This window comes from Janthinobacterium sp. CG_23.4 (assembly GCF_029892305.1).
GTDB classification, from domain to species: Bacteria; Pseudomonadota; Gammaproteobacteria; order Burkholderiales; family Burkholderiaceae_D; genus Janthinobacterium; species Janthinobacterium lividum_D.
The window spans coordinates 204,688-230,127 of the sequence record NZ_JARXUX010000001.1; the positions used below are offsets into that span (position 1 = coordinate 204,688).

Consider the following 25,440-nt stretch of genomic DNA (forward strand, 5'->3'; position numbering starts at 1 on the left):
TGACCATGCATACCATGAACCGTCTCACCGCCGCCATCGTGCTGGCGTTTTCCAGCATCACCGTGCCGGCGCTTGCGTTTGACGCCGCTCCCGCCGTTGCCGCTGCTGTGGTCCCCGCGCCCGCTCCTGCCTTCGATCTTGAGCGTGATGTTGCCACCGCCCTGAAAGTATTCGACGTGCCCGGCATGGCGATCGCCATCGTCAAGGATGGCAAGGTCATCACCGCCAAGGGCTTTGGCGTACGCAAGCTGGGCGAACCGGCTGCCGTCGATGCGCAGACCTTGTTCGAAGTAGCGTCCAACTCGAAAGGCTTCACGGCCGCTGCGCTGGCCATGCTGGTTGACGAAGGCAAGCTGGCCTGGGACGACCCCGTCACCAAGCACTTGCCCGGCTTTCAGATGTACGATGCCTACGTGACGGGCGCCATGACCATCCGCGATTTGCTGACGCACCGCAGTGGCTTGGGCCTGGGCGCGGGCGACTTGCTGTGGTGGCCTACCACCACGTTTTCCACCGACGAGATCATCGAGAAGCTGCGCTACATCCGCCCGGCCACGAGTTTTCGCAACAGCTATGCTTACGATAACCTGCTGTACATCGTGGCTGGCAAGATCATCGCCGACAAGGCCGGGAAAAGCTGGGGCGCGGCCATGCATGAACGCATCCTGGCACCGCTGGGCATGAAGGGCACCACCACCAGCCTGGCCGAGAACGTTGCTAACCCTGATGTCGCCAGTGCGCACAGCAAGATCGATGGCAAGATCACGGCCGTCAAATCGATGCCTGTGCCGAACGCCGTGGGCGCCGTCGGCATTAACACGAATGCGGAAGATATCGCCAAGTGGATGATGGTATTGCTCGACGAAGGCAAGATCGCCGGCGTGACGGACAAGGATGGCAAGCCAGCGCGCCTGTTCAGCGAAAAGCAGGGCCGCGAAATGTGGGCGGCGCAAACGCCGATCAAGATTGGCGAACCGAAGCCAACGCTGGCCGCGACCAAGCCGAACTTCAGCGCGTATGGCCTGGGCTTTCAGCTGCGCGACTACAAGGGCATGAAAGTGGCCATGCATGGTGGCGCGTTGCAGGGTTTTTATTCGCGCGTAGTGATGGTGCCGGAAGCGAAACTGGGCGTAGCTATCCTCACCAATGCGGAAAATGGCGGTTCGATGACGGCGCTGCAATGGCGCATCCTCGACCATTATCTGCAGGCGGCACCGTCGGACTGGCTGGCGCTGGTGGCCAAGGTGGAGCAGGACCAGCATGCCGAAGAAGTCAAGAAGCAGGGCAAGGCATCGAGCGCGCGCGCGGCCAAATCGCAGCCATCGCTGCCGCTGGCAGCGTATGACGGCGAGTATGAAGATGCCTGGTATGGCAAGGTTGTGATCAAGCCGGAGGGGAAAAAACATATCCTCAGCTTTACGCGCACGCCGGACTTGACGGGCGAGCTGGAACACTGGCAGCACGATACCTTCATCGTGCGCTGGAAGGAGCGCAACTTCAACGCCGACGCCTATGTGACGTTCTCGCTCAATCCCGATGGCAGCATCGACAGGGTGAAAATGGCACCGGTGTCGGCCGAGACGGATTTCAGCTACGACTTCCAGGACCTGAGCCTGGTGCCGGTGAAACCGAAGGACACAAAGAAATAAACCGGTAGGTCGGGTTAGCGCGCCGCGCGTAACCCGTAACCCGACGCCATCACCGGCGCCAACGATGTTGTCGGATTACGCGCGGCGTCGCCGCGCTAAGCCGACTTACTTGACGAACTTCAGGGTCATGCGGTCGCTCTCGCCGATGGCCGTGTATTTGGCGCGCTCCACATCCTTGTTGGCGTAGGAGGGCGGCAGGGCCCAGACGCCGTTACGGTGGTCGGCGGTGTCCTTGGGATTGGCGTTGATGTCGGACTTCGCTGCCAACTTGAAGCCTGCGCTTTCGGCCAGCTTGATCACGTACGCTTCGTGCATATAGCCGCTGCTGGCGGTGGCATCCTGTACCTTGTTCGCTGGCAGGCGGTGTTCAACAACACCGAATACGCCACCCGGTTTCAGGCTGTCATACACTTCCTTGAACAGCGTTTGCATGCCGTCCTGGCCGATGGGTATCCAGTTGTGGATATTGCGGAAGGTGAGCACCATGTCGGCCGTGCCTTTGGGCGCAATGCGGTAGGTGGTGGGCGGCGCGAAGGCGCCCAGTTCCACCTTGCCGAAAGCGGCTGGATTGGCGTCGAGTTTTTGCTGGAAGCGCGCCGCGCCACGGCGTGCACCTTCGCTGCTTGACTGCGGGTCGTTGCCAGCGGCGATCAGCTTGCCGTTGTCGCGCAGATAGGGTGCCAGGATTTCCGTGTACCAGCCGCCGCCGGGCGACAGCTCCACTACCGTCATGTTCGGTTTGATACCGAAAAACGTCAGTGTTTCATACGGGTGGCGGGCACTGTCGCGTAGCGCGTTGGCCGGCGTGCGCGCACTGCCGGCGATAGCCGCCGTCAGGGCCGCGTCGCCCGCCTCAGCTGCCAGTGCCGCACTACTGCCGCCACAGGCCAGCATGACCGTCAGGGCCGCAGCCAGGGATACTCGCTTCATCATCATATGCTCCATGTGTGATTGGATCGGTGGGTAAATTGGCGGTGAACGCCGTCAACGCCGATCATCGGGCAAGCACGCTGGCCGGTCAAGCGGATTCCGTACCCCAGGCGGCATACGCAGGTAATTCGCTGTTGGTGAGCGCATCGGCGCTGGCCGCTCTTGGCGTGCTGCCGCCGGCCTGATCCTGCGCCACTGCTTTACTGCTGATCTTGCATCCATTGCTTCAAGCCGTTGACCCAGTTCTTGGCGGGCAGATTGAACTGCTTCTTGATGCTGGCGGCGCGTTCGTACAAGTCGCTGAAATCGAGTGACGGCGATTGTTTGAAGGCCAGCACGACGATGTTTTCATCTTCCATTTCCGGTACCCAGACGACGGCGTCGAAGACCAGTTCCATGGCCTGCAAATTCTTGTCGTAGTTGGGGAAGTCGCCGAAGACATTCGTGCACATGATGCCATCGGCTGCCAGGCAGTCGAAGCAAGCCTGGTAGAACTCGGGCGTGTCGAGAACGGGGCCGCGCGCGTCTTCGTCGTACAGGTCCACTTGCAGTGCATCGACCGTGCCGTGGTTGGCCGGATCGAGTACGAAATCGAGCGCATTCATTTCGCGCACGTCGAGGCGCTTGTCATTCGGCGGTAGCGCAAATTGGGCGCCGCAGATGGCGATCACGTTCGGATTGAGTTCGATGGCCGTGACCGTGGCGTCGGGGAAGCGGCGGTAACTGAATTTGGTCAGTGCTGCGCTGCCAAGGCCAAGTTGCACGATGCGTTTGGGCTGCGTCTTGAATAGCATCCACATCATCATCATTTGCACGTATTCGAGTTCGATGGCGTCGGGTTTGTCCAGGCGCATGGCGCCTTGCACCCATTTGGTACCCAGGTGCAGGTAGCGGATGCCGCGGTGTTCGGTGGTGGTGGCCGGCGGGTGGCCCGGGTGGCTGAAAGCGGTATGGCTGGTGGAGGTAAAGTCGGTCGTCATGGCAGCAGTTTAGCAGCCGGCAGACAAAAGACGCCGCAGCGTCTTTTGTGATTGCAACTCAAGATTGCTTGCGGCGTCGCGCCAGGAAGCCCAGTACGCCGAGGCCGGCCAGCAGCATGCCGTACGTTTCCGGTTCTGGGACCGGGGCAAGGGTCAGGTTGAAGTTGCCGCTGTAGCTGCCGCCCTTGCTGTTGCCTTTGACCGTGAGGACCAACGGGGCGTTGAACAGCAGGTTGGTTGGCGCCAGTACCTGGCCCTGGGCATAGCCGAAGACGGTGGCGCCGCCAAAGCCATTGAGGTAGATGTTATTCAGGTTGGCCCAGCTGAAGTTGATCGAGGAAGCATCGCTGCCCGTGACCGACAGGTTGGCCAGGAAGGCTTGCGCGGTCGAACCGAAGGTCGCATTCTGGGAGAAGGTGAAGGTATCGGTAAAGTCGCCGAGCGGATTGGGCGTGGCGTTGAAGCCGCCTACCCACAGGTTGCCCGAGGTGTTGGTCAGGGTGACGTTGTACGCAGCAGCAGATGCATTGCCGATGGTTGCAGCGCCCAGCACCAATGCTGCGATGAGTGATTTCAGTTTCATATTTATCCTTGCGAGAAAACGATTGATGTTCCAAAAAAACCGTGCTGCTCAGACAAATTATCGTCAAGACAATTCATTGTCAATGAGATATTTTTATATCATTATGCAAACCTAAATAGCTTTTTTCTAACACACGGGCGCGGTATTAATAAATGGCGATATTAATATTTCTAATTATCAATATTGCACCGAAAAATAATGGCGGAATGTGTGATTTAAAAATCGTTAGACGAGGAACTAATTTCCCTCCGGCAAAGGAAGAATGAGCATCACCGCCAGGCCACCGCCTTCACGGTTGGCCAGCGTGATGCGTCCGCCATGCGCTTCGGCGATTTCGCGCGCCAGGGCCAGGCCCAGGCCCGTGCCGCTGCGCTTGGTGGAATAAAACGGCACTAAGGCGTTTTCCAGCACGGCGCCGCTCATGCCCGGCCCCCGGTCGCGCACTTCGATGCGCAGCTGTCCATGCGCCTGGCTGACGTGCAAACCGATATGCTGGAGCTTGGAGCCGGACTCCAGCGCATTCTTGAGCAGGTTCAGCAGCGCCTGCTGCATTTGCGCCGCATCGAACACGGCTGACTGCGTGGGCGGCGTGCCGTCGAGCGTGAAGACTGCTTGCGATGCCAGGCTGCAGAGGAACGGTTGCCATTCACACGGCGCCGGGCGCGGTGCGGGCAGCTTGGCAAAGCGCGCATAGCCGAGGATGAAGGTTTCCAGGTGGCGCGTGCGCTCCTCGATGGTGGCGAGGATTTGCGGAAGGCGTTCGGTCTGGCCGCGGCGCACCAGCTCGGCGCCGGAATGGGCCAGCGAGGCCAGCGGCGCCAGCGAGTTGTTGAGTTCATGGCTGATGACGCGGATGACTTTTTTCCAGGTTTGCACTTCCTGGCGCCGCAGTTCCAGGGTCAGTTGGCGCAACAGCAGCAGTTCATGTTTGCGCCCGTTCAGGCTGAAGCTGCGCCGCGCCAAGTGATACACCTCTTCCTGTTCCCCTTCGCCGCTGGTAAACAGGCCATCGTTGCGGCGCGCCAGCGCCTCGGCCAAGGCCGGTGCCGCCTCGCGCACAATGTCTGCAAGGTGGCGTCCTTCGAGACGGCGGCCGTGGTGCAGCAACTGGCGCGCAGCCAGGTTGGCGTAGACGATGGCGCTGCCCTCGGCCACCAGCAGCATGGCTACCGGAGTGTTTTGCACCATGGTGTCGAGCAGCAGTTCACGCTGCACCAGGTCCAGGCGCTGCTTGCGCAGCACGTCGCCCAGCGCATTGTGGGCCGCCACCAGGTCGGCCAGTTCATCGTTCTGCGGCCAGCGCAAGCTAAAGCCGAAGTCACCGTCCTGGTAGCTGGCGACCGTGCCGCTCAAGGCGCGAAACAGCGACAGCATCGCTTGCAGCTGCGCGCGGATGGTCATGATGGCCATGGGCAGCACGCACAGCAGGGTGCCGGCCAGCACCAGCAGCGGCTGGCTTGGCAAAAAATGCGTCAGCAGCAGGGCAATGACGATGCCCAGCACCAGCAAGGTGACGATCAGCGCGGTCCAGCGCGTGAGCAGGGAGAGGCGCATGGGGCCGTATGCCATCAGCCGCGCGCGATGCCCAGGCGTTCCATGCGCCGGTACAGCGCTTGGCGCGACAGCCCCAGTTCCTGCGCCGCCTGCGCCACTACGCCGTGTGCGCGCGCCAGAGCGGCGCTGACGCTGTCGCGGTCCGGTTCCGTCGCGGTCGCATCCTGTGGCGCGCGCAGCGATGGCATTCCCGCCAGCGGCAAGCCCGTTTCCTGCGCATGGATGATCGGACCAGCCGTCAGCAGGCTGGCGCGCTGCATCACGTTTTTCAGTTCGCGCACATTGCCCGGCCAGGCGTGGGCCAGCAAGGTGGCCTGCGTCTGCGCGGCCAGGCTTTTTTCGCCGCCCAGGAAATGCCGCGCCAGGACCAGAATATCTTGCGGCCGCTGGGCCAGCGGCGGCAGGCGCAGTTCGATCACGTTCAGGCGGTAAAACAGGTCTTCGCGAAAGGTGCCAGCCTTGATCATCGCCGGCAAGTCGGCATTGCTGGCGCTGATGACGCGCACTGTCACCTGCCGCTCGCGGTTCGAGCCGAGGCGCTCGAAGCGTCCCGTTTCCAGCACGCGCAGCAGTTTCATTTGCCCGGCCAGCGGCAGGTTGCCAATTTCGTCGAGGAACAAGGTGCCGCCATCGGCCGCGTCGAACTTGCCATCGCGTGCGCGCGTGATGCCGGTGTAGGCGCCCGCCTCGGCGCCGAACAGTTCCGCCTCGATCAGATCGACTGGCACGGCACCGCAATTGAGCACGACGAAGGGACCGTTGGCGACCTGTGAATTGGCTTGCACGATGGCGGCGATGCGTTCCTTGCCGCTGCCGTTCGGCCCGGAAATGAGCACGGGCACGTCGGCGCGCGCCACCTGGCAGGCCAGGTGCACCACGCGTTCGGTGGCCGGATCTTGCCATACCATGCCGCGCAGGTCGAATTCGTGCTCCAGCGCGTGGCGCTGGCGCTGCTCAGCTACCACGCGCTGGCGCAATGCGCGGTTGGCTTGCCCCAGTTCCAGCAGGTTCTGCACGCTGGCGATCAGGCGCCTGTCATCCCATGGCTTGGCCAGGTAGTCGGCCGCGCCAGACTTGATCAGCTCGACGGCCGCGTCGAGCTGGGTCCATGCCGTCAGCAAGATCACGGGCAAGTCAGGGTAGCGCGCGCGGATGGCGTGGAACAGCGCGCTGCCTTCTTCGCCCGAGGTGGTGTCGGCCGTGAAGTTCATATCTTGCACCACCAGGTCGATGGCGTGGTGCTCGAGCAGATGCAGGCCTTCCTCGGGCGAGGTGGCACGCATGGCGTCGATCTCATGCAGGGAGAACAGCACGTCGAGGGCGATGGCCACGGCGGCATTGTCGTCAATAATCAGTACGGTAGGCATGCGCGCAGCATATCACTGAGGTGCCGCTTCAGGTGCTGCGCGTGGCAGTGGCCGGCGAAATGCTGGCCGCGCGCCATGCCGGTCCATACACTGCGCCCACGCCCAGCAGCCAGAACACCAGCGCACCGGCCAGCAGGTAGCCCGGTGGCAGGCGCGCCATTTCCAGCTGGCTCACCAGCAGCTGATTTAAGCCTAGCGCCAGCAGCACGCCGCAAGCCACGCCGACGCTGGTGATCATGAAATTCTCCGTCAAGAAGTAGCGCAGGATATCGCTGCGGCGCGCACCCAATGCGCGCCGCACGCCGATCTGCTTCCTGCGCTGCGTCACCCACAGGCTGGCAATGCCGACGATGCCGCTGGCGGTCACCAGCAGCAGCAGAGTCGATACGGCGATCAGCATCCAGGACAGGCCGCGGTCGGCCCGGTAGCGCAATTGACGGTGCTGTTCCAGGGTGTCGGTACGCACCAGCAGGCGGTCGCTGCTGGCACTGCGGATGGCCTGTTGCGCTTCCTTGATCAGGCGATCGCGCTGGCCCGGTTCGGCACGCACGACATACAGCAGGGAATCGCGCCCGCCCGTCAGGCGTGCCGGCAACAGGAGCGAGTATTCGCCTTCGGCCTTGACCTGGCCGACCTGCGTTTGCAGCCGCTCGACGACGCCGACCACGCGCAGCTCGGGATCGTCGGCGCCGGTGCCCTTGTATAGCGTCTTGCCGATAAAGCTGGTTTCGCCGGGCCAGATTTTTTGTGCCGCCGCGCGCGTCACGATGGCCACCTTGGGATCGCTACCGTCGACATCTTCGTCGATCTCGGACACTTCATCGGGCCGGAAGTCGCGTCCTTCCAGCAGTTGCAAGCCATAGGTCTTGACCAGCGAATCGGGCGTGTAGTAAGTCGATATATTGGCACTGGGCGTGACCTGATTGCGCTTGGCCGCCACGCTGGTCGAGTTGCCGGAGCGTGACAGCACTGCCTGCGACGTTTGCGCCACCGACAGCACCCCCGGCAAGGCGCGCAGCAGGGCTGCCTGGCGTTTCTGCTCCGACAGCTGGCGCTGGTGTCCGCCGCGATCCATGTTTTGAATATTGACGTAAAAAATGTCGTTTTCAGCGGCCACGCCGGTGGGCCGGGCAGCCACCGCCTGGCGCAGGTTGACGATGTGCAGGGCGTTGGCCAGGATGGCCAGGCTGATAGCGATCTGCAGCGCCACCAGGATGGCGCCGGTTTTGCTGCGCATCAGCGCCGACACGATGGGACGGATTTCCATGCTGGACCTCATGTTGGGTAAAGGGGGGGGGGGGGCGGCTTCATTGCGACTTGAGCTGTATCGCCGGCGTTACCTGACAGGCGCGCCAGGTAGGCAGGAGGCCAGCGAGCACGGCCGCCAGCACCGACATGGCAAACGTCAGCAATAGCATTGCTATATCCATGTGTGCCACGCTGCCCAATTCTTCCGACTGCTGACTGACCACGGCCAGCGCGCCAAATGCCAGCAACAGGCCGATCACGCCGCCAGCGAGGCCGATCACGCTGCTTTCGATCAGGAACTGGCGGAAGATATCGCGCCGCGTGGCGCCCAGTGCCCGGCGGATGCCTACCTCGCTGGCGCGCACGGAAAACTTCGCCAGCAGCAGGCCGATGGTGTTGACCAGGCAGAGCAACAGGAAGCCGAAGGCCAGCCAGGCTGCCAGCTTGTTGTCGTTGTCGACCACATGCAAATAGTTCATCCATTCGTTCAGGTCGTACAGCCGGTTCGGCGCATTGCGCTTCATGCGCCCCAGCTTGCGCTGCTCGCCCGCATAGGCGTCCAGGTATTGCTGCAACTGGCCGCGTTCGCCGCTGCTGGCCATTTCGAACCAGAACTGCAGCCAGGTGCAGCCGGAAACGAGCCGGCCCTGGAAGCCGGGTGGGACGCTCTGGTCGCTATTGCAGCTCATGCCGCCGTCGTGCTCCGTTTCGTGCCGAATCGCGCTGGCAAACGGGATGAAGAATTCGTCTTCGGCGCCAAAGGCGCCCTTGCTGCCGATGATGCGGTGTGGGCGTGGCACCACGTTCCAGGTCGCCAGCACGCCTGTCACCATGTAGGGACGGCCCAGCAGCGTGACGCGCTGGCCGACCGGGTTGCTTGTACCGACCAGTTTTTCGGCCAATGCGCGGCTCAGGACGATCACATCGGCGCCGTTGGCATCATCGGCTTCGCTCCACGCCTGGCCGTACAGGAAGGGCGCTTCGAACATGCTGAAAAAATCGCGTGTGGGCGCCATGCCCTGGGAGTTGAAAGACCCGATATCCTTGCGTGCCGGCTCGACCGGACCGGCCACGCCGTACATGACGGTGCGGCGCACGCCCATTTTGCTGGCCATGAAATTACGTGCATCGACATAGCTCATCTGGGCTTGCGAAAAACCCGGCTCTTCGCCGGGGACATAGCCTTTGACGGGCAGTATGTCGATCAGCGGCACGAACATGCGGTCGCTCTTGTGCGGTAGCGGATCGCCGGACATGGCGTGCAAGATGGTGACCGTGGAGACGCTGGCGGCCACGCCAACGGCCAGGGTCAGTATCATCAATGCGGTCAGCGCGCGGTTACGGCGCAGGCTGCGCAGGCCCAGCGTGAAATAGTAGCGAAACATGTTTTCTCCTCAGGCGCTCACGGTGTGCTGCGCCCTGGCAGACAGGGTGGCGCCGTGTTGCACCAGGTCCGACACCTGGCCGTCGATGATGTGTACATTGCGCTGGCTGCGCAGCGCCAGTTCCGGATCGTGCGTGACCATCAGGATGGTGGTGCCTTGCGCATTGATTTCTTCCAGCAGTTCCATCACGCCGCGCGCCATTTGCGTGTCCAGGTTGCCCGTCGGTTCATCGGCCAGCAGCAGCTTGGGCGAGCCGGCCAGAGCGCGCGCGATCGCCACGCGCTGCTGCTGGCCGCCCGACAATTCGGCCGGATAATGCTTCATGCGCGACGCCAGGCCGACCTTGGCCAGCGCTTCCTCGATGCGCTCCTTGCGCTCGGCGCGGTTGAAGCCCCGGTAGCGCAGCGGCACGTCGACGTTGTCGAACAGCGACAAGTCGGGAATCAGGTTGAAGCCCTGGAAGATGAAGCCGAGTTTTTCATTGCGCAGGCGCGAGCGGGCATTGTCATCCATGCCCCTGACGTTGACGCCGTCGAGTATATATTCGCCGTCGGTGAATTCCTCGAGCAGGCCGGCGATATTCAAAAAGCTCGTCTTGCCCGAGCCCGAAGGCCCGGTGACGGTGACGAATTCGCCTTGTTGCACATGGATGTCGAAGCCGCGCAGCGCGTGGGTTTCGATCATGTGGGTACGATAGACTTTGTTCAGATTTTGCATGCGCAGCATGGTGGACCTCTTGATGGAATGAAGTGGGTGCAGCTGACTAATTGAGGGAAACGCGGGCGGCGTTCGCGAAGTTTTCCGTACCGGCGACCACGACCTTGTCGCCCAGCTTCAAACCGTCGACAATTTCCACTGCCGTGACGCTGGTCGCGCCCAGCTTGATGGGGGTGCGCATGGCCACGCCGTCGCGCACCACATAGGCGAAACGACCAGCCTCGGCTTCGACGAAGGAGCCGCGCGCCAGCATCAGCACATTCGGCTTTTCGTCGATCAAGAGGCGCGCCGCCACGCGCTGGTTCTGGCGCAGGCCGGCCGGCTGCGCACCATCGAAACGCACACGTGCCAGTACCTGGTTCTTCACCACTTCGGGCGACAGCGCCGACAGTTTTCCGGTCGCCTTGATGGCGCCCGTTTCGATCTCGGCGCGCATGCCCAGGCCCATGTCGGCCACATAGGTTTCAGGCACCTCGAGCTCTATTTCCAGCTGCGACAGGTCGACCAGAGTCATGAGGGCAGTATTGGCTTGCACCACACTGCGGTTGGCCACCGACAGCGTGCCGATAAAGCCGTTGACGGGAGCGCGCACGGTCAGTTCATCGACCCTGCGCTGGGCGTTGTCGCGGACGAGGCGCTGGCGTTCCAGTTCATTGACCTTGGTCTTCAGTGCCAGGCTCACGTCTTCGCTTTCCAGGCCGGCCGCCTGGGAAGCGTGTTTGCTGCGGATGTCTGCTGAATTTAAGGCATCCTTGGCCTTCTGGTAATCGATCTTGGCGATGATGCCCACCTGCGCCACGCTTTCATAGCGCTCCAGTGTGCGTTGCGCTGACAGGCGCTCGATCTCGGCCGTATCGGCGTCACGCTGCGCCAGCAGTTTCTGCTTCTTGGCCAGGATCTGCTGGCGCGCCACTTCCGCCTCCAGCTGCTGCACGCTCGATTGTTCGCGCTTGAGGGCGTCGGACAGGTCAGGCGACTCCAGTACCGCCAGGATGTCACCCTTCTTGACGGTGTCGCCCGCCTTGGCCTTCAGGGTCACGGTGGCCACCGTGGTCGAATACAGGGTGGGGCTGATCGCGGCGACCACGCGGCCATTCACGGCGGCGTCGCGGATCAGGGTGCCGCGCGTGACGTCGGCGATGCGCAGGCGGCTGCTGTTGACGGAATGCTCGCTGTTGCGCCAGCCGGTCACGACAGCGATGGCGGCGCCGATGACGATGATGGCAGCGGCCAGCAGCAGGGCGCGTCGCTTGTGGCGCTGGCCCGGCGGTGCGGAGAGTACGGCGTCTTGCGCTGATGTATCGCGGATCATGGTCGGGTCTCTTGGAGAATAGCTTTTGTAATGCACGATCCGTGCCAGTGCTTAAGTAACTGATTTTACTGGGGAAAAATTCAGGTGTCCGGCTGTCCGTCGTGTCCGCGCTGTCCAGTATGTCCGCACGCGCAGCTTGTACTTGATTAATTAATAATCATCACGGTGGTCAGGCCTATTCTGCCTCCATCGCCGCGTCCGACAATTGCTGGACGATCCGGTCCAGACGGCCAGCCTGCAGCGGGCCTGCCTGCCCTTGCGTCAGGCTGATACGGAGGTCAGCGAAACCCTGTTCGGTGCGCCGCTGGCAGCGGAACCTTGGTGGAGTGCCTGGCTATGGTTACTGCCACTGGCCAGCGCTGTTTGGCGTGTTGGCCGCCTGTGTTGCGCTGATGACGGTGCAGGTGCGTTTTTACGAAAGCGCCAAGCTATGGGAACGCACGCTCGATACCTTGCGCCACCTGCTGAAAACTCGAACCGCGCTGGCGCAGCTACCTGTTGGGGCAGCCTTGTCATTGGCTCCCGGCAGCGCACAGGTGGCCAAGTTGACCCGCGCCATCGAGCGTTCGCTCCTGTATTACGTGCCCTTTGTCGATACGCTGTTGGTCGAGTATGGCGACTGGCTCCTGCTGAAAAACGTCAAGCGCTACTTCCGCACGCGCCAGCTAGTGGCGCAGCGGCTGCCATTTCTGCGTGACAGCTTCATTCAAGTGGCCCAGTTGGAGGCGGATCTGGCACTGGCGCGGCAGCTACGCGCTGCGCCCGTGTACTGCTGGGCGGGTACCGGGGCGCCACGCGCGCTGGCCTTGCAGGGCATGCGGCATCCCCTGCTGGAGCATGCCGCGCCGTTGTCGTTCGGCGTGCAAGGCAAGGGCGGGGGGGGGGGCTTCATCTCCGGCCAGAACGGTATCGGCAAGAGCACCTTGCTGCGTTGCATAGGCTTGAACGTTGTTTGCGCGCGGGCCTTTGGCTTTTGTTATGCAGACAGCGCTGATGTGTCGCGCCTGGCCGTGTATTCGAGCATGCAGAATGAAGACTCGCTCGATGGTGGAGAAAGTCTCTATATCGCCGAATTACGGCGTGCACGCGAATTGCTGGCGCTGGCCGAGCAGGGCGCGCCGGCGCTATTTTTGATCGATGAAATCTTTCGCGGCACGAACCACCTCGAATCGGTAGCGGCCGCGGCCGCCGTATTGCATACGCTGGCCGCGCACCACCTGGTGATCGTCTCGTCGCACAACCTGGTGCTGGGACCACTGCTGGAAGACTGCCTGGCGCCGTGGTGCGTGCGCCGCGACGCCGCGGGGGCGCTGCTGCTGGCGCCCGGCGTGCTGCAGGCCACGAATGGCATCGCCCTGCTGGTGCAGCGCGGTTTTGACGCTGGCATCGCGGACAAGGCCGGGCGCGTCTTCGACTGGCTCAGCACGCACATGGCGCAACCGGCCGATTGCGCCGGCGTGCTGGAACGGGCCTGATGGCTGCCCTTTATTTGTCCTGCTTCTCCGGCGTGCTCTTGTCGATCACTTCGCGGCAATCGCCACGCATGATGGCGTTGTCGTAGTTGGTCCAGCCGTAGCTGTCGACGTAGCGTTTGTGCTGCTTGAAACGTGGGCTGGCGATGCTCCATTCGGGCTGTTCGCCGGCAAAGCGGATGTCGCCCAGGTCGAGCAGGGTGTGGAACATGTTTTCCGTCGACAGGCGCGCTTTTTGATGGCGCCGTAGCTGCGTTACCTTGTCCGGATAGTGGCGCTGGAATTGTGGGGAATACCAGACGAAGGCGGGCACGTGGAACTCGAACTGCGTGTTATGGCCGTGGAAGGCCAGGCGGCAGCTGCCGTCATACAGGGTCTGGCCATGGTCTGCCACGTAGACGAGTGAGCTGCGCAGGGCGGTGCGCTGGCCACCGTCCTTCAGCATGCCGATCACCTGCGATAGAAACCAGTCCGTGTACAGGATGGAGCTGTCGTAGCTGTTGTTCAGCTGAGGCTTGATGGCCGTGTTCGTGTAGACGGGTTTGTCGACGCCGAACAGCGACGGTTGCCACTTGTCGAAGGACTTCGGATAGCGCTGGCTGTAATTCCAATGGCTGCCCAGGGAGTGCAGCACGATGAGCTTTTTCGGTGCCGGGTCGGCCAGCGCATTCTTGAACGGATCTAACAGGATCTGGTCGAAGTTGGAATTGTTGGTAAAGCCGCCCAGGTTAAGGAATTGCACCACCTCCGCTTCCTTGGCAAACACGGAGACGGGCGTATCGAACTGGCCGAACGAGCTTTGGTTCGATAGCCAGTAAGTCTTGAAGCCCGCTTCCTTGTAGGCGGTGAGGAAGGATTTTTCCGAGAACCCATCCTTGAGGCTTTGTGTGGCCGGCTTGCGCGAAATGATGACGGGCACGGACAGGCGCGTGGCGGAAACGGCCGTGATGACGTCGGCCAGCGGCAGCAGATTGCTTTCCTGTTTCAGCAGGGGATTGGTGTCGCGCTCGTAGCCGTTCAAGCTCCAGCGGTCGTAGCGCGACGATTCACCAATCACCATGACGACCACTTCCGGATGGGGATCGGGCTGTTGCTGGTGCGCGCCGAAACGGAAGCTGCTGCTTTTCTGTCCCAGCTCGGCCAGGTAGCGACGTTCCTTATAGAAATCGAAGCCGCGTGCGGCCAAGCCGAAGGGCCAGGAATTGCTCACGGTATCGAAGCTGTAAGGCAGGCGCGCCCAGTGGGGCAGGCTGGGCCAGCCCAGGCCCGTTTCATCGGCGCCGGCAATGCTGGCGTGCTCGGGCTTGGTGCTTTCTTCCTCTTCTTCGGCTGTCTCGTCGTCGGCCGAGCTGGCGTCGCCGAAGCCTGAGGCGCCCGGCTTGCCGCTGGCCGCCGGTTGGCTGGCCTTGGCCGATGCGGGCGCGCGATGCACAACCTTGGCGTCGAAACCGAATTCATAGCCATAGCACCAGAAGCCGCCCAGCAGCAGTAGTAGCAAGAAGGTGGCCGGGCGCGTCTTGCCGCGCCAGTCCAGCCCGCGCGTGCGCGTGGCCGCATACCAGCCAAGTAAGTACCAGGCGATTACGCCCAGCATGACGGCACCCATTAGCCATACTTTTTGCCCGAGGAATTCCAGCGCTTCCTTGGGGCTGGTTTCGAAGATGATGCCCAGGTGGTGCGTGGAAATGCCCTGGCCATAGAAGATGAACAGGTAGATTTCCGTCGGCAGGGCCAGGAAGGCGGGCAGCAGCAGCCAGTGGAAGTACGCGGGGCGCTTGCAGACGCTCCAGACGGCCAGCCAGGCCAGCAGCTCGAAGGTGAGCATGTGCCACGGATGTTCGGGCGCACGCCCCAGCAGCGCGGGCAGGAAGGGCACGGCCGTCAACAAGGCATATGTCAGGAGCAAGAACAGATAGTGAGGGCGAAGCAAGGAGTGCATAAAGGCAGGCAGCGAAAAATGTCCGCCATTATCAATCCTTTTGTTGTCTTGCGGTCGCATAAGAATGCGCGCCTGTGATGCTTGGTTTCAGAGAAAGAATGTCAAATGATCTAGCGTCGGCAGGTGTTCGTCTCCGCGCTGCGCAGCTAAATATTATTCAATATGCCACAAAATTGCCGCTTTTTTGCCTTTTTTTATAGCAAAAAGCGGTAAACTGATTGACCCCCTGTGGCACAAGGTCTAAACTAGCGAGTTCTCGATTTTATTCTGCTCATCGTTTACGTATTGTCTGGCATTTCATGGCCGCTCCTTACCGAGTGGCTGCGGGCGCCTCCGGTGCGCAGTAGATAAAAGCGGGCGAGGTTTTAGTCGCCGGGCATCTTGCCCGGGTTATTAATCGTAGTTTTTTGTTGGATTTATAACGATGCCAACCATCAATCAATTGATTCGCAATCCACGCGTCGCTTTGACCGTGAAGAGCAAATCGCCGGCGCTGGAAAACAGCCCGCAAAAACGTGGCGTATGCACACGTGTTTACACCACGACTCCAAAGAAGCCTAACTCGGCTCTGCGTAAAGTCGCTAAAGTTCGCCTGACCAATGGTTTCGAAGTTATTTCGTACATTGGCGGTGAAGGCCATAACCTGCAAGAGCATAGTGTTGTGCTGTTGCGCGGCGGTCGCGTCAAGGATTTGCCGGGTGTGCGTTACCACATGGTTCGCGGTGCTCTGGATACCCAAGGCGTCAAAGACCGTAAGCAATCGCGTTCGAAGTACGGTACCAAGCGCGCTAAAGCAGGCAAGAAGTAATAAGTTGTACGCAGCAAACCCAAGTTTCGCTCAGTGGCAACTAGCTAAGTGAATGTAGTCGACCGCATCTGGTCGAGTAAGTGGAAGGCTATGATGGTCGTCCGCGAGTGTGCGAAGAACGCGCGCTCAACTGAAGATTGAAAGGAATTGATATGCCACGTCGTCGTGAAGTACCCAAGCGCGAAATTTTGCCAGATCCAAAATTCGGCAACACTGATGTCGCTAAATTTGTAAACGTACTGATGCTGTCCGGTAAAAAATCGGTTGCAGAAAACATCATCTACGGTGCTTTCGAGCACATCGCAGCAAAATCGGGCAAAGATCCGCTCGAAGTTTTCGCTACCGCAATCAACAACGCTAAGCCGTTGGTTGAGGTGAAATCCCGTCGCGTCGGTGGTGCAAACTACCAGGTGCCGGTCGAAGTTCGCCCAGTCCGTCGTATGGCTTTGTCCATGCGTTGGTTGCGTGAAGCTGCTAACAAGCGCAGCGAAAAATCGATGCCACAACGCCTTGGCGGTGAGCTGATGGAAGCGGCTGAAAGCCGCGGCGGCGCGATGAAAAAACGCGACGAAGTCCATCGTATGGCTGAAGCGAACAAAGCGTTCTCGCATTTCCGCTTCTAATATAAAGCCAGCTACCGCAAGGCGGCTGTCAAGCATCTGTTGTTCGAGGCCGGGCTCATTTTTGCAAAAAAATGCTGCTCGGTTTTGTCCATTCATTTAGGATTAATTATGGCCCGCAAGACCCCCATTGAGCGCTATCGTAATATCGGTATCTCCGCTCACATCGATGCAGGTAAGACGACCACCACCGAGCGCGTCCTGTTCTACACAGGCGTCAACCACAAGCTGGGCGAAGTGCATGATGGCGCTGCTACTACTGACTGGATGGCTCAAGAGCAAGAGCGCGGTATCACGATTACCTCGGCTGCTGTTACGTGCTTCTGGAAAGGCATGGCAAACAACTTCCCAGCGCACCACATCAACATCATTGACACCCCAGGCCACGTTGACTTCACCATTGAAGTAGAACGTTCGATGCGCGTGTTGGATGGCGCTTGCATGGTTTACTGTGCAGTCGGCGGCGTGCAGCCACAATCGGAAACGGTATGGCGTCAGGCTAACAAGTACAAAGTGCCACGTCTGGCCTTCGTGAACAAGATGGACCGTACCGGCGCCAACTTCTTCAAGGTCTACGATCAGATGCGTTCGCGCCTGAAGGCCAACCCAGTGCCTATCCAGATTCCTATCGGCGCTGAAGACGTCTTCACCGGTGTTATCGATCTGGTCAAGATGAAAGCAGTCATCTGGGACGACGCTTCGCAAGGCATGAAGTTCGAATACGGCGACATTCCAGCAAACCTGGCGGCTGATGCTGCCAAGTGGCGCGAAAACATGGTTGAGGCTGCTGCTGAAGCGTCCGAAGACCTGATGAACAAGTACCTGGAAGAAGGCGACCTGTCGGAAGACGAGATCAAGGCTGCTCTGCGCCAGCGTACCATCGCCAGCGAAATCGTTCCAATGCTGTGCGGCACCGCGTTTAAAAACAAGGGCGTGCAGGCAATGTTGGATGCGGTCATCGAGTACCTGCCATCGCCAATCGACATTCCACCTGTCCCAGGTCTGGACGAGGACGAGCAGCCAGTCGAGCGTGCCGCTGACGACAATGAGAAATTCTCCGCATTGGCGTTCAAGATCGCAACCGACCCGTTCGTCGGTCAGCTGTGCTTTATCCGCTGCTATTCGGGCACGTTGAATTCGGGCGATTCGGTCCTGAACTCCGTCAAGCAAAAGAGAGAGCGTATTGGCCGTATCGTGCAGATGCAAGCCAATGAGCGCGAAGAAATCAAAGAAATGCGCGCTGGCGACATCGCTGCCGTCGTGGGTCTGAAAGACACCACCACAGGCGATACGCTTTGCGACGAAAAAGCGAGCGTCGTTCTGGAGCGCATGGTCTTCCCTGAGCCGGTGATTTCGCAGGCAGTCGAGCCAAAAACCAAGGCTGACCAGGAAAAAATGGGCCTGGCACTGAACCGCCTGGCAGCAGAAGATCCATCGTTCCGCGTGCGTACCGATGAAGAATCGGGCCAGACCATCATCGCCGGTATGGGCGAGTTGCATCTGGATATCATCGTTGACCGCATGAAGCGCGAATTCAACGTTGAAGCGACCGTCGGCAAGCCACAAGTGGCTTACCGCGAAACGATCCGTAAAGTGTGCGAAGAGTCGGAAGGCAAATTCGTCAAGCAATCGGGTGGTCGTGGTCAATACGGTCACGTGGTTCTGAAGATCGAACCGCAAGAACCGGGCAAGGGCTTCGAATTCGTTGACGCGATCAAGGGCGGTACCGTGCCGCGCGAATACATCCCTGCAGTTGAAAAAGGTGTGCGCGACACGCTGACTTCGGGCGTGATGGCTGGCTACCCAGTCGTTGACGTTAAAGTCACGCTGTTCTTCGGTTCGTACCATGATGTTGACTCGAACGAAAATGCATTCCGCATGGCCGCTTCGATGGCATTCAAAGATGGCTGCCGCAAAGCATCGCCAGTCATCCTGGAGCCGATGATGGCCGTGGAAGTGGAAACGCCGGAAGACTACGCCGGTACCGTGATGGGCGATCTGTCGTCGCGTCGCGGTATGGTACAAGGCATGGATGAAATTGCTGGCGGTGGCGGCAAGATCATCAAGGCCGAAGTGCCTCTGTCGGAAATGTTCGGTTACGCCACATCGTTGCGTTCGTCGACCCAAGGTCGTGCGACTTACACGATGGAATTCAAGCACTATGCTGAAGCACCTAAGCATGTGACTGAAGCAATCGTAAGCTCGAAAGCTAAGTAATAGAAGTTCCGGGCCGGCTTTCACGAGAATGCCGGTCCCTACATTTAAATCATTGTTCTAAGGAAGAATAAAATGGCAAAAGGTAAATTCGAACGGACCAAGCCGCACGTCAACGTCGGCACCATCGGCCACGTCGACCACGGTAAAACCACGCTGACCGCTGCAATCGCAACGGTTCTGTCGAAGAAATTCGGCGGCGAAGCTAAAGCATACGACCAGATCGATGCAGCACCAGAAGAAAAAGCGCGCGGTATTACGATTAACACCGCCCACGTCGAGTACGAAACGGCATCGCGTCACTACGCGCACGTTGACTGCCCAGGCCACGCCGATTACATCAAAAACATGATTACCGGTGCTGCGCAGATGGACGGCGCGATCCTGGTATGCTCGGCAGCTGACGGCCCAATGCCACAGACCCGCGAGCACATCCTGCTGGCGCGTCAAGTTGGTGTTCCATACATCATCGTGTTCCTGAACAAGTGCGACCTGGTCGACGACGCAGAGCTGCTGGAACTGGTTGAAATGGAAGTGCGCGAGCTGTTGTCGAAGTATGAGTTCCCTGGCGACGACGTGCCTATCATCAAAGGTTCGGCACGTATGGCGCTGGAAGGCAAAGAAGGCGAAATGGGCGTGGATGCAGTGTTGCGTCTGGCCGATGCCCTCGATTCGTACATCCCAACGCCAGAGCGCGCTGTTGACGGTGCATTCCTGATGCCAGTAGAAGACGTGTTCTCGATCTCGGGTCGCGGTACTGTTGTGACCGGTCGTATCGAGCGCGGCATTGTCAAAGTCGGCGAAGAGATCGAAATCGTCGGTATTATCGATACCGTCAAAACGACTTGCACCGGCGTGGAAATGTTCCGCAAACTGCTGGACCAAGGTCAAGCAGGCGACAACGTTGGTCTGCTGCTGCGCGGCACCAAGCGTGAAGACGTGCAACGTGGTCAAGTTCTGGCAAAGCCAGGCTCGATCAAGCCACACGCGCACTTCACCGGCGAGATCTATGTTCTGTCGAAAGATGAAGGCGGCCGTCATACGCCATTCTTCAACAACTATCGTCCACAGTTCTACTTCCGCACGACGGACGTGACTGGTTCGATCGAGTTGCCAGCAGACAAAGAAATGGTCATGCCAGGCGATAACGTGTCGATCACCGTCAAGCTGATCAACCCGATCGCCATGGAAGAAGGCCTGCGCTTCGCTATCCGTGAAGGCGGTCGTACCGTCGGCGCCGGCGTGGTTGCAAAAATCCTGGCTTAATTCTTAAGTCTGCATAAAAGAAGACGCGTCGTCGCCCGGCGCCCTTCTTTTTATTCAACTGCCGGGGTTGGCAAGCATTTTGGTGCTATCATGTCGACCCTGACGGTTGTTGCGTCAGAAATTCCCGTATGACCTCATTGCCGTGCAGACTGCGCGGTTCGTTCTTTTAAGGAAATATCATGTCGGCACCAAACCAAAAAATCCGTATCCGCCTGAAGGCTTTCGATTACAAGCTGATCGACCAGTCCGCTCTGGAAATCGTTGAAACCGCGAAGCGCACCGGCGCTGTCGTCAAAGGCCCAGTACCACTGCCTACCCGTATTCAGCGTTTCGATGTGCTGCGTTCCCCGCACGTCAACAAAACTTCGCGCGATCAGTTCGAGATCCGTACGCACCAACGCCTGATGGACATCGTTGACCCAACGGACAAAACCGTTGACGCGCTGATGAAGCTGGACCTGCCAGCTGGTGTTGATGTCGAAATCAAACTGCAATAATAATTTCTAGGGCAGCTGACAGCACCGTAGCATCAGGTGTTGCTAGTTGTTCCAGGCCGGCGGGGTGTCCCGCTGCCTGATGATGGGGCCGGGCCTGCTCACGATCGTGAGTGCGCCCGGCCCCATTGCTATTGGCACCTGGCCGACACTGGCTGCACGGCCTGACGCAAGCAAAATTGCTTTGAGTATTGCGCTCGCTCGATAGAGTCGCTGCATGCTCAATGCCCCCGATGCTCACCTGTCAAATGCCGCCCAGCGTAGCCGTTTGCACGGCTGGCTGCGCTCGCTGACCGTATTCCTGCATTTTGGTATCAACGAGGCCCGCTCACGCCTGTTCGCGGGACTGCTTTTGTCTGCCGTGTTCCTGCTGTTGCGCACTGCTCTGTTAGCTCTGCCGCGCTATGACGTGCTGCCATTGGCAGTGCTGGCGGTCCGGGGTGTGATGCTTTGGCGCGGGCTCGAAACGTGGGATGAGTGCAAGGCCATCTATCTGTTGCATGCGGCCGGCATCGTACAGGGGGCATTCAAGCTATCGGGGACTCCTCCAGTCGTGGAGCTATCTCGACTTCGCCTACACTGGTGATGATGACGTTCACTGTCGTGGCCCACCTCAAACATGGCAAGGCCAGCGTTCACATTGCCCAGCCTTGGGTCTGCCTTGGTCTGTAAAGCCGCGGCCATCCTGTTTGCGCTGGTTCTGAATGTTGCGTAAGTGTTTGCCGGTGATGCTTAAGTCTTGCAGTGCGTCATCCGGGGCGATGCGAGCTCGCTCGTATGTGCAGCGCGGAGGGCGCATGCAATCGTACTTTGCACCGATTAAGCCGCCTTGCGACAGTGTTTTTCAGGTGCGCCTACAACTCCTGCAGCGGCGTCGCGCAACACTTTGACATACCCCGTGTTAACTTGTTGCGTCAAGGGTTTTTGTGCTATATACTGATCGGCTTCGGTATGGATTCGTCTTTTTTGAGTCCTACGTTACTTTGTAGTTAAACAAGCCCCGCCCAATCGCAGGTGGGAATGGAGAAAAAATGAGCCTAGGCCTTCTCGGTCGCAAGGTTGGTATGATGCGCATTTTCACGGATGAAGGGGATTCGATCCCGGTCACCGTGTTGGACGTATCGAACAACCGTGTTGCGCAAATCAAAACCCCTGAAACAGATGGCTATTCCGCTGTTCAGGTCGCATTCGGTCAACGTCGCGCTTCCCGCGTGACCAAAGCTGTTGCTGGTCATCACGCTAAAGCTGGTGTTGAAGCCGGTACTCTGTTGAAAGAGTTCCGTGTCGACGCTGCTAAAGCCGCTGAACTGAAAGCTGGCGATGTTGTCGCTGCTTCCCTGTTCGAAGTCGGTCAAAAGATCGACGTGCAAGGCGTTACCATTGGTAAAGGCTATGCAGGCGTTATCAAACGTTACCACTTCGCTTCTGGCCGTGCAACGCACGGTAACTCGCGTTCGCACAACGTTCCAGGTTCCATCGGTATGGCACAAGATCCAGGTCGCGTTTTCCCTGGTAAGCGCATGACCGGTCATCTGGGTGACGTTAACCGTACGATCCAGAACCTCGTGATCGCCCGTATCGATGCCGACCGTCAGCTGTTGCTGGTCAAAGGCGCGATTCCAGGTGCGAAAAATGGCCAGGTAGTTGTCTCGCCAGCCATCAAAACCAAAGCCAAGAAGGGAGCTTAAACGATGGAACTCAAGCTTCTGAATGCGCAAGGTCAAGTCGCCTCGAACGTTGCTGCAGCCGATACAATTTTCGGCCGTGACTACAACGAAGCGCTGATCCACCAAGTCGTCATCGCTTATCAAGCGAATGCACGTAGCGGTAACCGCAAGCAAAAAGACCGTGAAGAAGTTCACCACACGACGAAAAAGCCATGGCGCCAAAAAGGTACCGGCCGCGCTCGTGCTGGTATGTCGTCGTCGCCACTGTGGCGCGGCGGTGGTCGGATTTTCCCGAACTCGCCTGACGAAAACTTCACCCACAAAGTGAACAAAAAAATGTATCGCGCAGGTATCTGCTCGATCCTGTCGCAGCTGGCTCGCGAAGAGCGCCTGATCGTCATCGACGATCTGACGATCGACGCGCCAAAAACCAAGCTGTTGTCGCAAAAATTGAACGGCCTGGGCTTTGATTCGGTTCTGATCATCACCGACGTTCTGAACGAAAACCTGGAACTGGCATCGCGCAACCTGCCTAACGTACTCGTCGTTGAGCCACGTCACGCAGACCCGATGTCCCTGGTGTTCTACAAGAAGATCTTGGTCACCAAAGCTGCATTGGCTAAGATTGAGGAGATGCTGGCATGAGCGCGATTTTGAAACATAGCGAAGAACGCTTGATGAAGGTGCTGTTGGCGCCGGTCATTTCCGAAAAGGCCACCATGGTCGCGGAAAAGAACGAGCAAATTGTATTCCGCGTACTGCCGGATGCAACCAAGCCTGAAATCAAGGCAGCGGTCGAACTGCTGTTCAAGGTTGAAGTTCTGTCCGTGCAAACTGCAAACCGCGAAGGTAAGCAAAAGCGCACCGGCAAGTTCAACGGTCGTCGTAACCATACCAAGCGTGCTTTCGTGTGCCTGAAGCCTGGCCAGGAAATCAACTTCTCCGAGGAGGCTGCATAATGGCACTCGTTAAGATGAAACCAACCTCGCCAGGCCGTCGCGGCATGGTAAAGGTGGTGAACCCAGACCTGTACAAAGGTCGTCCGTTCGCTGCCCTGGTTGAAAAGAAATCCAAGACCGCTGGTCGTAACAACAACGGTCACATCACCACCCGTCATATCGGTGGTGGTCATAAGCAACACTATCGCTTGATCGACTTCAAGCGCACCAAAGATGGTATTCCAGCGAAAGTGGAACGTATCGAATACGATCCAAACCGCACCGCGAATATCGCTCTGTTGTGCTACGCCGACGGCGAACGTCACTACATCATCGCAACCAAAGGCATGGCCGTTGGCGACAGCGTGATGAACGGTTCGGAAGCACCGATCAAATCGGGTAACTGCTTGCCAATCCGTAACATCCCAGTCGGCACCGTGATGCATTGCGTCGAGATGCTGCCAGGTAAAGGTGCCCAAATGGCACGTACCGCTGGTGCTGGTGTTGTGCTGATGGCACGTGAAGGTACCTATGCTCAAGTGCGTCTGCGCTCGGGTGAAGTACGTCGCGTGCACATCGAGTGCCGTGCAACGGTTGGTGAAGTCGGCAATGCCGAGCACAGCCTGCGTAAAATCGGTAAAGCTGGCGCGATGCGCTGGCGCGGTGTTCGTCCTACCGTTCGCGGTGTGGTCATGAACCCGGTCGATCACCCGCACGGTGGTGGTGAAGGTAAAACAGCAGCTGGTCGTCATCCAGTTTCGCCATGGGGCCAACAGACCAAGGGTAAGAAAACACGCAGCAACAAGCGTACGACTTCCATGATCGTCTCGCGCCGCGGCAAGAAATAAGGGGTAGCACATGACACGTTCATTGAAAAAAGGGCCGTTCTGTGACGCCCACCTGGTGAAAAAAGTTGAAGCCGCGCAAGCAGCCAAAGACAAAAAGCCAATCAAAACCTGGTCGCGTCGTTCGACAATCATGCCTGACTTCATCGGCCTGACGATCGCGGTGCATAACGGCAAGCTGCACGTGCCGGTTTATGTTTCCGAAAACATGGTTGGTCACAAGCTCGGCGAATTCGCACTGACCCGTACGTTCAAGGGCCATGCAGCTGACAAAAAGGCTAAGAAATAATGGAAACTAAAGCTATCCTCAAAGGTGTGCGCCTGTCGGACCAAAAGGGCCGCCTGGTTGCTGACCTGATCCGTGGCAAGAAAGTTGACGCTGCACTCAACATCTTGCAATTCAGCCCGAAAAAAGGTGCTGCGATCATCAAGCGCGTTCTGGAATCCGCTATTGCGAATGCCGAGCACAATGATGGTGCGGACATCGACGAACTGTTCGTGAAAACGATCTACGTCGAAAAGGGCCCGGTCCTGAAGCGCTTCACCGCGCGTGCAAAAGGCCGTGGCGACCGTATTTCGAAACAATCCTGTCACGTTTACGTGACTGTCGGTAACTAAGGAGCCACGATGGGTCAGAAAATTCATCCAACCGGTTTCCGTCTGGCGGTCACCCGTAACTGGGCTTCGCGCTGGTATGCAGGCAACGGTAATTTCGCTGCCATGCTGAACGAAGACTTGAAAGCACGTGCTTACCTGAAAAAGAAACTGAAGAACGCTTCCGTTGGCCGCATCGTTATCGAGCGCCCAGCCAAGAACGCGCGCTTCACGATCTATAGCTCGCGTCCAGGCGTGGTCATTGGTAAAAAAGGCGAAGACATCGAAGTACTGAAGTCGGCGCTGACCAAGATCATGGGCGTACCTGTTCACGTGAACATCGAAGAAATTCGCAAGCCAGAAATCGACTCGCAACTGATCGCCGATTCGATCGCTCAGCAGCTGGAAAAACGGATCATGTTCCGCCGCGCCATGAAGCGTGCAATGCAAAATGCAATGCGCCTCGGTGCTCTCGGTATCAAGATCATGTCGTCCGGCCGTCTGAACGGTATCGAAATCGCGCGTAAAGAGTGGTACCGCGAAGGCCGCGTGCCTCTGCATACCCTGCGCGCCGATATCGACTACGGTACCAGCGAAGCGCTGACCACCTACGGCATCATCGGTGTCAAGGTGTGGGTATACAAAGGTGACCGCGCGCCTAACGGCGATGCACCAGTCATCGATACCCCAGCTGACGAGAAGAAAAGCCGCGGCCCACGCCGTGACGATGGCAAGCCAGCTGGCCGTCCACGTCCAGCAGGTGCCGGTGCGAAACCATCCACAGCACCAGGTGCACGTGTGCGTACCGCCGCTAAACCGGCCGCCGCAGCAGCACCAGCTGAGAAAGCAGGAGAATAA

Annotated in this window: 25 protein-coding genes; 15 read left to right on the top strand and 10 right to left on the bottom strand. The window is 59.1% G+C overall.

All coding sequences use genetic code 11. The features are described from left to right. Positions 1–5 precede the first annotated feature (5 nt). Positions 6–1,649 carry a serine hydrolase gene (locus H4V96_RS00855; protein WP_196856887.1) on the top strand — a complete coding sequence of 548 codons (1,644 nt, stop codon included), beginning with the start codon at positions 6–8 and terminating at the stop codon, positions 1,647–1,649. Between the two features lie 105 nt (positions 1,650–1,754). Here the strand turns inward: H4V96_RS00855 and H4V96_RS00860 are convergent, their stop codons facing one another. From H4V96_RS00860 to H4V96_RS00900, 9 genes are all read right to left on the bottom strand, one after another. Then, a complete protein-coding gene (locus tag H4V96_RS00860; RefSeq protein ID WP_196856896.1) occupies positions 1,755–2,582 on the bottom strand; it encodes a class I SAM-dependent methyltransferase in 828 nt (275 codons plus the stop codon). A gap of 197 nt (positions 2,583–2,779) precedes the next feature. After that, positions 2,780–3,559, bottom strand: coding sequence for a spermidine synthase (locus H4V96_RS00865; protein WP_010394353.1), 780 nt, complete (start codon positions 3,557–3,559; stop codon positions 2,780–2,782). 58 nt (positions 3,560–3,617) lie between these two features. After that, positions 3,618–4,142 carry an FxDxF family PEP-CTERM protein gene (locus H4V96_RS00870; protein ID WP_070345921.1) on the bottom strand — a complete coding sequence of 175 codons (525 nt, stop codon included), beginning with the start codon at positions 4,140–4,142 and terminating at the stop codon, positions 3,618–3,620. 237 nt (positions 4,143–4,379) lie between these two features. Then, positions 4,380–5,696 (bottom strand): ATP-binding protein, encoded by a 1,317-nt coding sequence (locus tag H4V96_RS00875; RefSeq protein WP_050855857.1) that lies wholly within the window; start codon positions 5,694–5,696, stop codon positions 4,380–4,382. Positions 5,697–5,710: 14 nt separating this feature from the next. After that, a complete protein-coding gene (locus H4V96_RS00880; protein ID WP_196856886.1) occupies positions 5,711–7,063 on the bottom strand; it encodes a sigma-54 dependent transcriptional regulator in 1,353 nt (450 codons plus the stop codon). Between the two features lie 28 nt (positions 7,064–7,091). Then, on the bottom strand, positions 7,092–8,330 hold the full coding sequence (locus H4V96_RS00885; protein WP_196856885.1) for an FtsX-like permease family protein: 1,239 nt from the start codon (positions 8,328–8,330) through the stop codon (positions 7,092–7,094). A gap of 40 nt (positions 8,331–8,370) precedes the next feature. Continuing rightward, entirely contained in the window at positions 8,371–9,696 is a 1,326-nt protein-coding gene (locus H4V96_RS00890; RefSeq protein ID WP_010394364.1) for an ABC transporter permease, read from the bottom strand. Between the two features lie 9 nt (positions 9,697–9,705). Then, the gene (locus H4V96_RS00895; RefSeq protein WP_010394366.1) at positions 9,706–10,422 is read right to left on the bottom strand and encodes an ABC transporter ATP-binding protein; all 717 of its coding nucleotides are present in this window, start codon (positions 10,420–10,422) and stop codon (positions 9,706–9,708) included. A 37-nt stretch (positions 10,423–10,459) separates the two neighbouring features. Continuing rightward, the gene (locus H4V96_RS00900) at positions 10,460–11,725 is read right to left on the bottom strand and encodes an efflux RND transporter periplasmic adaptor subunit (protein ID WP_196856884.1); all 1,266 of its coding nucleotides are present in this window, start codon (positions 11,723–11,725) and stop codon (positions 10,460–10,462) included. 326 nt (positions 11,726–12,051) lie between these two features. Here H4V96_RS00900 and H4V96_RS00905 point away from each other — a divergent pair, with 326 nt between their 5' ends. Then, entirely contained in the window at positions 12,052–13,200 is a 1,149-nt protein-coding gene (locus H4V96_RS00905) for a DNA mismatch repair protein MutS (protein ID WP_280720648.1), read from the top strand. 10 nt (positions 13,201–13,210) lie between these two features. Here H4V96_RS00905 and H4V96_RS00910 read toward each other — a convergent pair whose 3' ends face one another. Next, positions 13,211–15,136 carry a phosphoethanolamine transferase gene (locus tag H4V96_RS00910; RefSeq protein WP_196856883.1) on the bottom strand — a complete coding sequence of 642 codons (1,926 nt, stop codon included), beginning with the start codon at positions 15,134–15,136 and terminating at the stop codon, positions 13,211–13,213. 424 nt (positions 15,137–15,560) lie between these two features. On the opposite strand from H4V96_RS00910, the gene rpsL reads away from it, so the two are divergent. From rpsL to rpsC, 13 genes are all read left to right on the top strand, one after another. After that, on the top strand, positions 15,561–15,944 hold the full coding sequence (gene rpsL, locus H4V96_RS00915) for a 30S ribosomal protein S12 (RefSeq protein ID WP_010394376.1): 384 nt from the start codon (positions 15,561–15,563) through the stop codon (positions 15,942–15,944). Positions 15,945–16,096: 152 nt separating this feature from the next. Beyond that, positions 16,097–16,567: a 30S ribosomal protein S7 gene (gene rpsG, locus H4V96_RS00920; protein ID WP_010394377.1), complete on the top strand. Its 471-nt coding sequence runs from the start codon at positions 16,097–16,099 to the stop codon at positions 16,565–16,567. Between the two features lie 108 nt (positions 16,568–16,675). Beyond that, positions 16,676–18,781 carry an elongation factor G gene (gene fusA, locus H4V96_RS00925; RefSeq protein ID WP_010394380.1) on the top strand — a complete coding sequence of 702 codons (2,106 nt, stop codon included), beginning with the start codon at positions 16,676–16,678 and terminating at the stop codon, positions 18,779–18,781. A gap of 72 nt (positions 18,782–18,853) precedes the next feature. Further along, positions 18,854–20,044, top strand: coding sequence for an elongation factor Tu (tuf, locus tag H4V96_RS00930; protein WP_070345915.1), 1,191 nt, complete (start codon positions 18,854–18,856; stop codon positions 20,042–20,044). Between the two features lie 179 nt (positions 20,045–20,223). Further along, the gene (gene rpsJ / locus H4V96_RS00935) at positions 20,224–20,541 is read left to right on the top strand and encodes a 30S ribosomal protein S10 (protein WP_010394389.1); all 318 of its coding nucleotides are present in this window, start codon (positions 20,224–20,226) and stop codon (positions 20,539–20,541) included. 214 nt (positions 20,542–20,755) lie between these two features. Continuing rightward, entirely contained in the window at positions 20,756–21,124 is a 369-nt protein-coding gene (locus H4V96_RS00940; protein WP_196856302.1) for a DUF817 family protein, read from the top strand. A 445-nt stretch (positions 21,125–21,569) separates the two neighbouring features. Next, positions 21,570–22,226 (top strand): 50S ribosomal protein L3, encoded by a 657-nt coding sequence (gene rplC, locus H4V96_RS00945; RefSeq protein WP_010394393.1) that lies wholly within the window; start codon positions 21,570–21,572, stop codon positions 22,224–22,226. A gap of 3 nt (positions 22,227–22,229) precedes the next feature. After that, on the top strand, positions 22,230–22,850 hold the full coding sequence (gene rplD, locus H4V96_RS00950; protein ID WP_010394395.1) for a 50S ribosomal protein L4: 621 nt from the start codon (positions 22,230–22,232) through the stop codon (positions 22,848–22,850). After that, the gene (rplW, locus tag H4V96_RS00955) at positions 22,847–23,164 is read left to right on the top strand and encodes a 50S ribosomal protein L23 (protein ID WP_010394398.1); all 318 of its coding nucleotides are present in this window, start codon (positions 22,847–22,849) and stop codon (positions 23,162–23,164) included. The genes rplD and rplW overlap by 4 nt, the downstream gene beginning before the upstream one ends. Beyond that, complete coding sequence (gene rplB, locus H4V96_RS00960; RefSeq protein WP_010394400.1) at positions 23,164–23,991, top strand: 50S ribosomal protein L2; 828 nt, start codon at positions 23,164–23,166, stop codon at positions 23,989–23,991. The genes rplW and rplB overlap by 1 nt, the downstream gene beginning before the upstream one ends. Positions 23,992–24,001: 10 nt before the next feature. Further along, positions 24,002–24,277, top strand: a complete 276-nt coding sequence (gene rpsS, locus H4V96_RS00965) for a 30S ribosomal protein S19 (protein ID WP_008444295.1) — start codon at positions 24,002–24,004, stop codon at positions 24,275–24,277. Further along, complete coding sequence (gene rplV / locus H4V96_RS00970) at positions 24,274–24,606, top strand: 50S ribosomal protein L22 (RefSeq protein WP_170840583.1); 333 nt, start codon at positions 24,274–24,276, stop codon at positions 24,604–24,606. Before rpsS ends, rplV begins: the two co-directional genes overlap by 4 nt. A gap of 9 nt (positions 24,607–24,615) precedes the next feature. Beyond that, the gene (gene rpsC / locus H4V96_RS00975) at positions 24,616–25,440 is read left to right on the top strand and encodes a 30S ribosomal protein S3 (RefSeq protein WP_010394410.1); all 825 of its coding nucleotides are present in this window, start codon (positions 24,616–24,618) and stop codon (positions 25,438–25,440) included.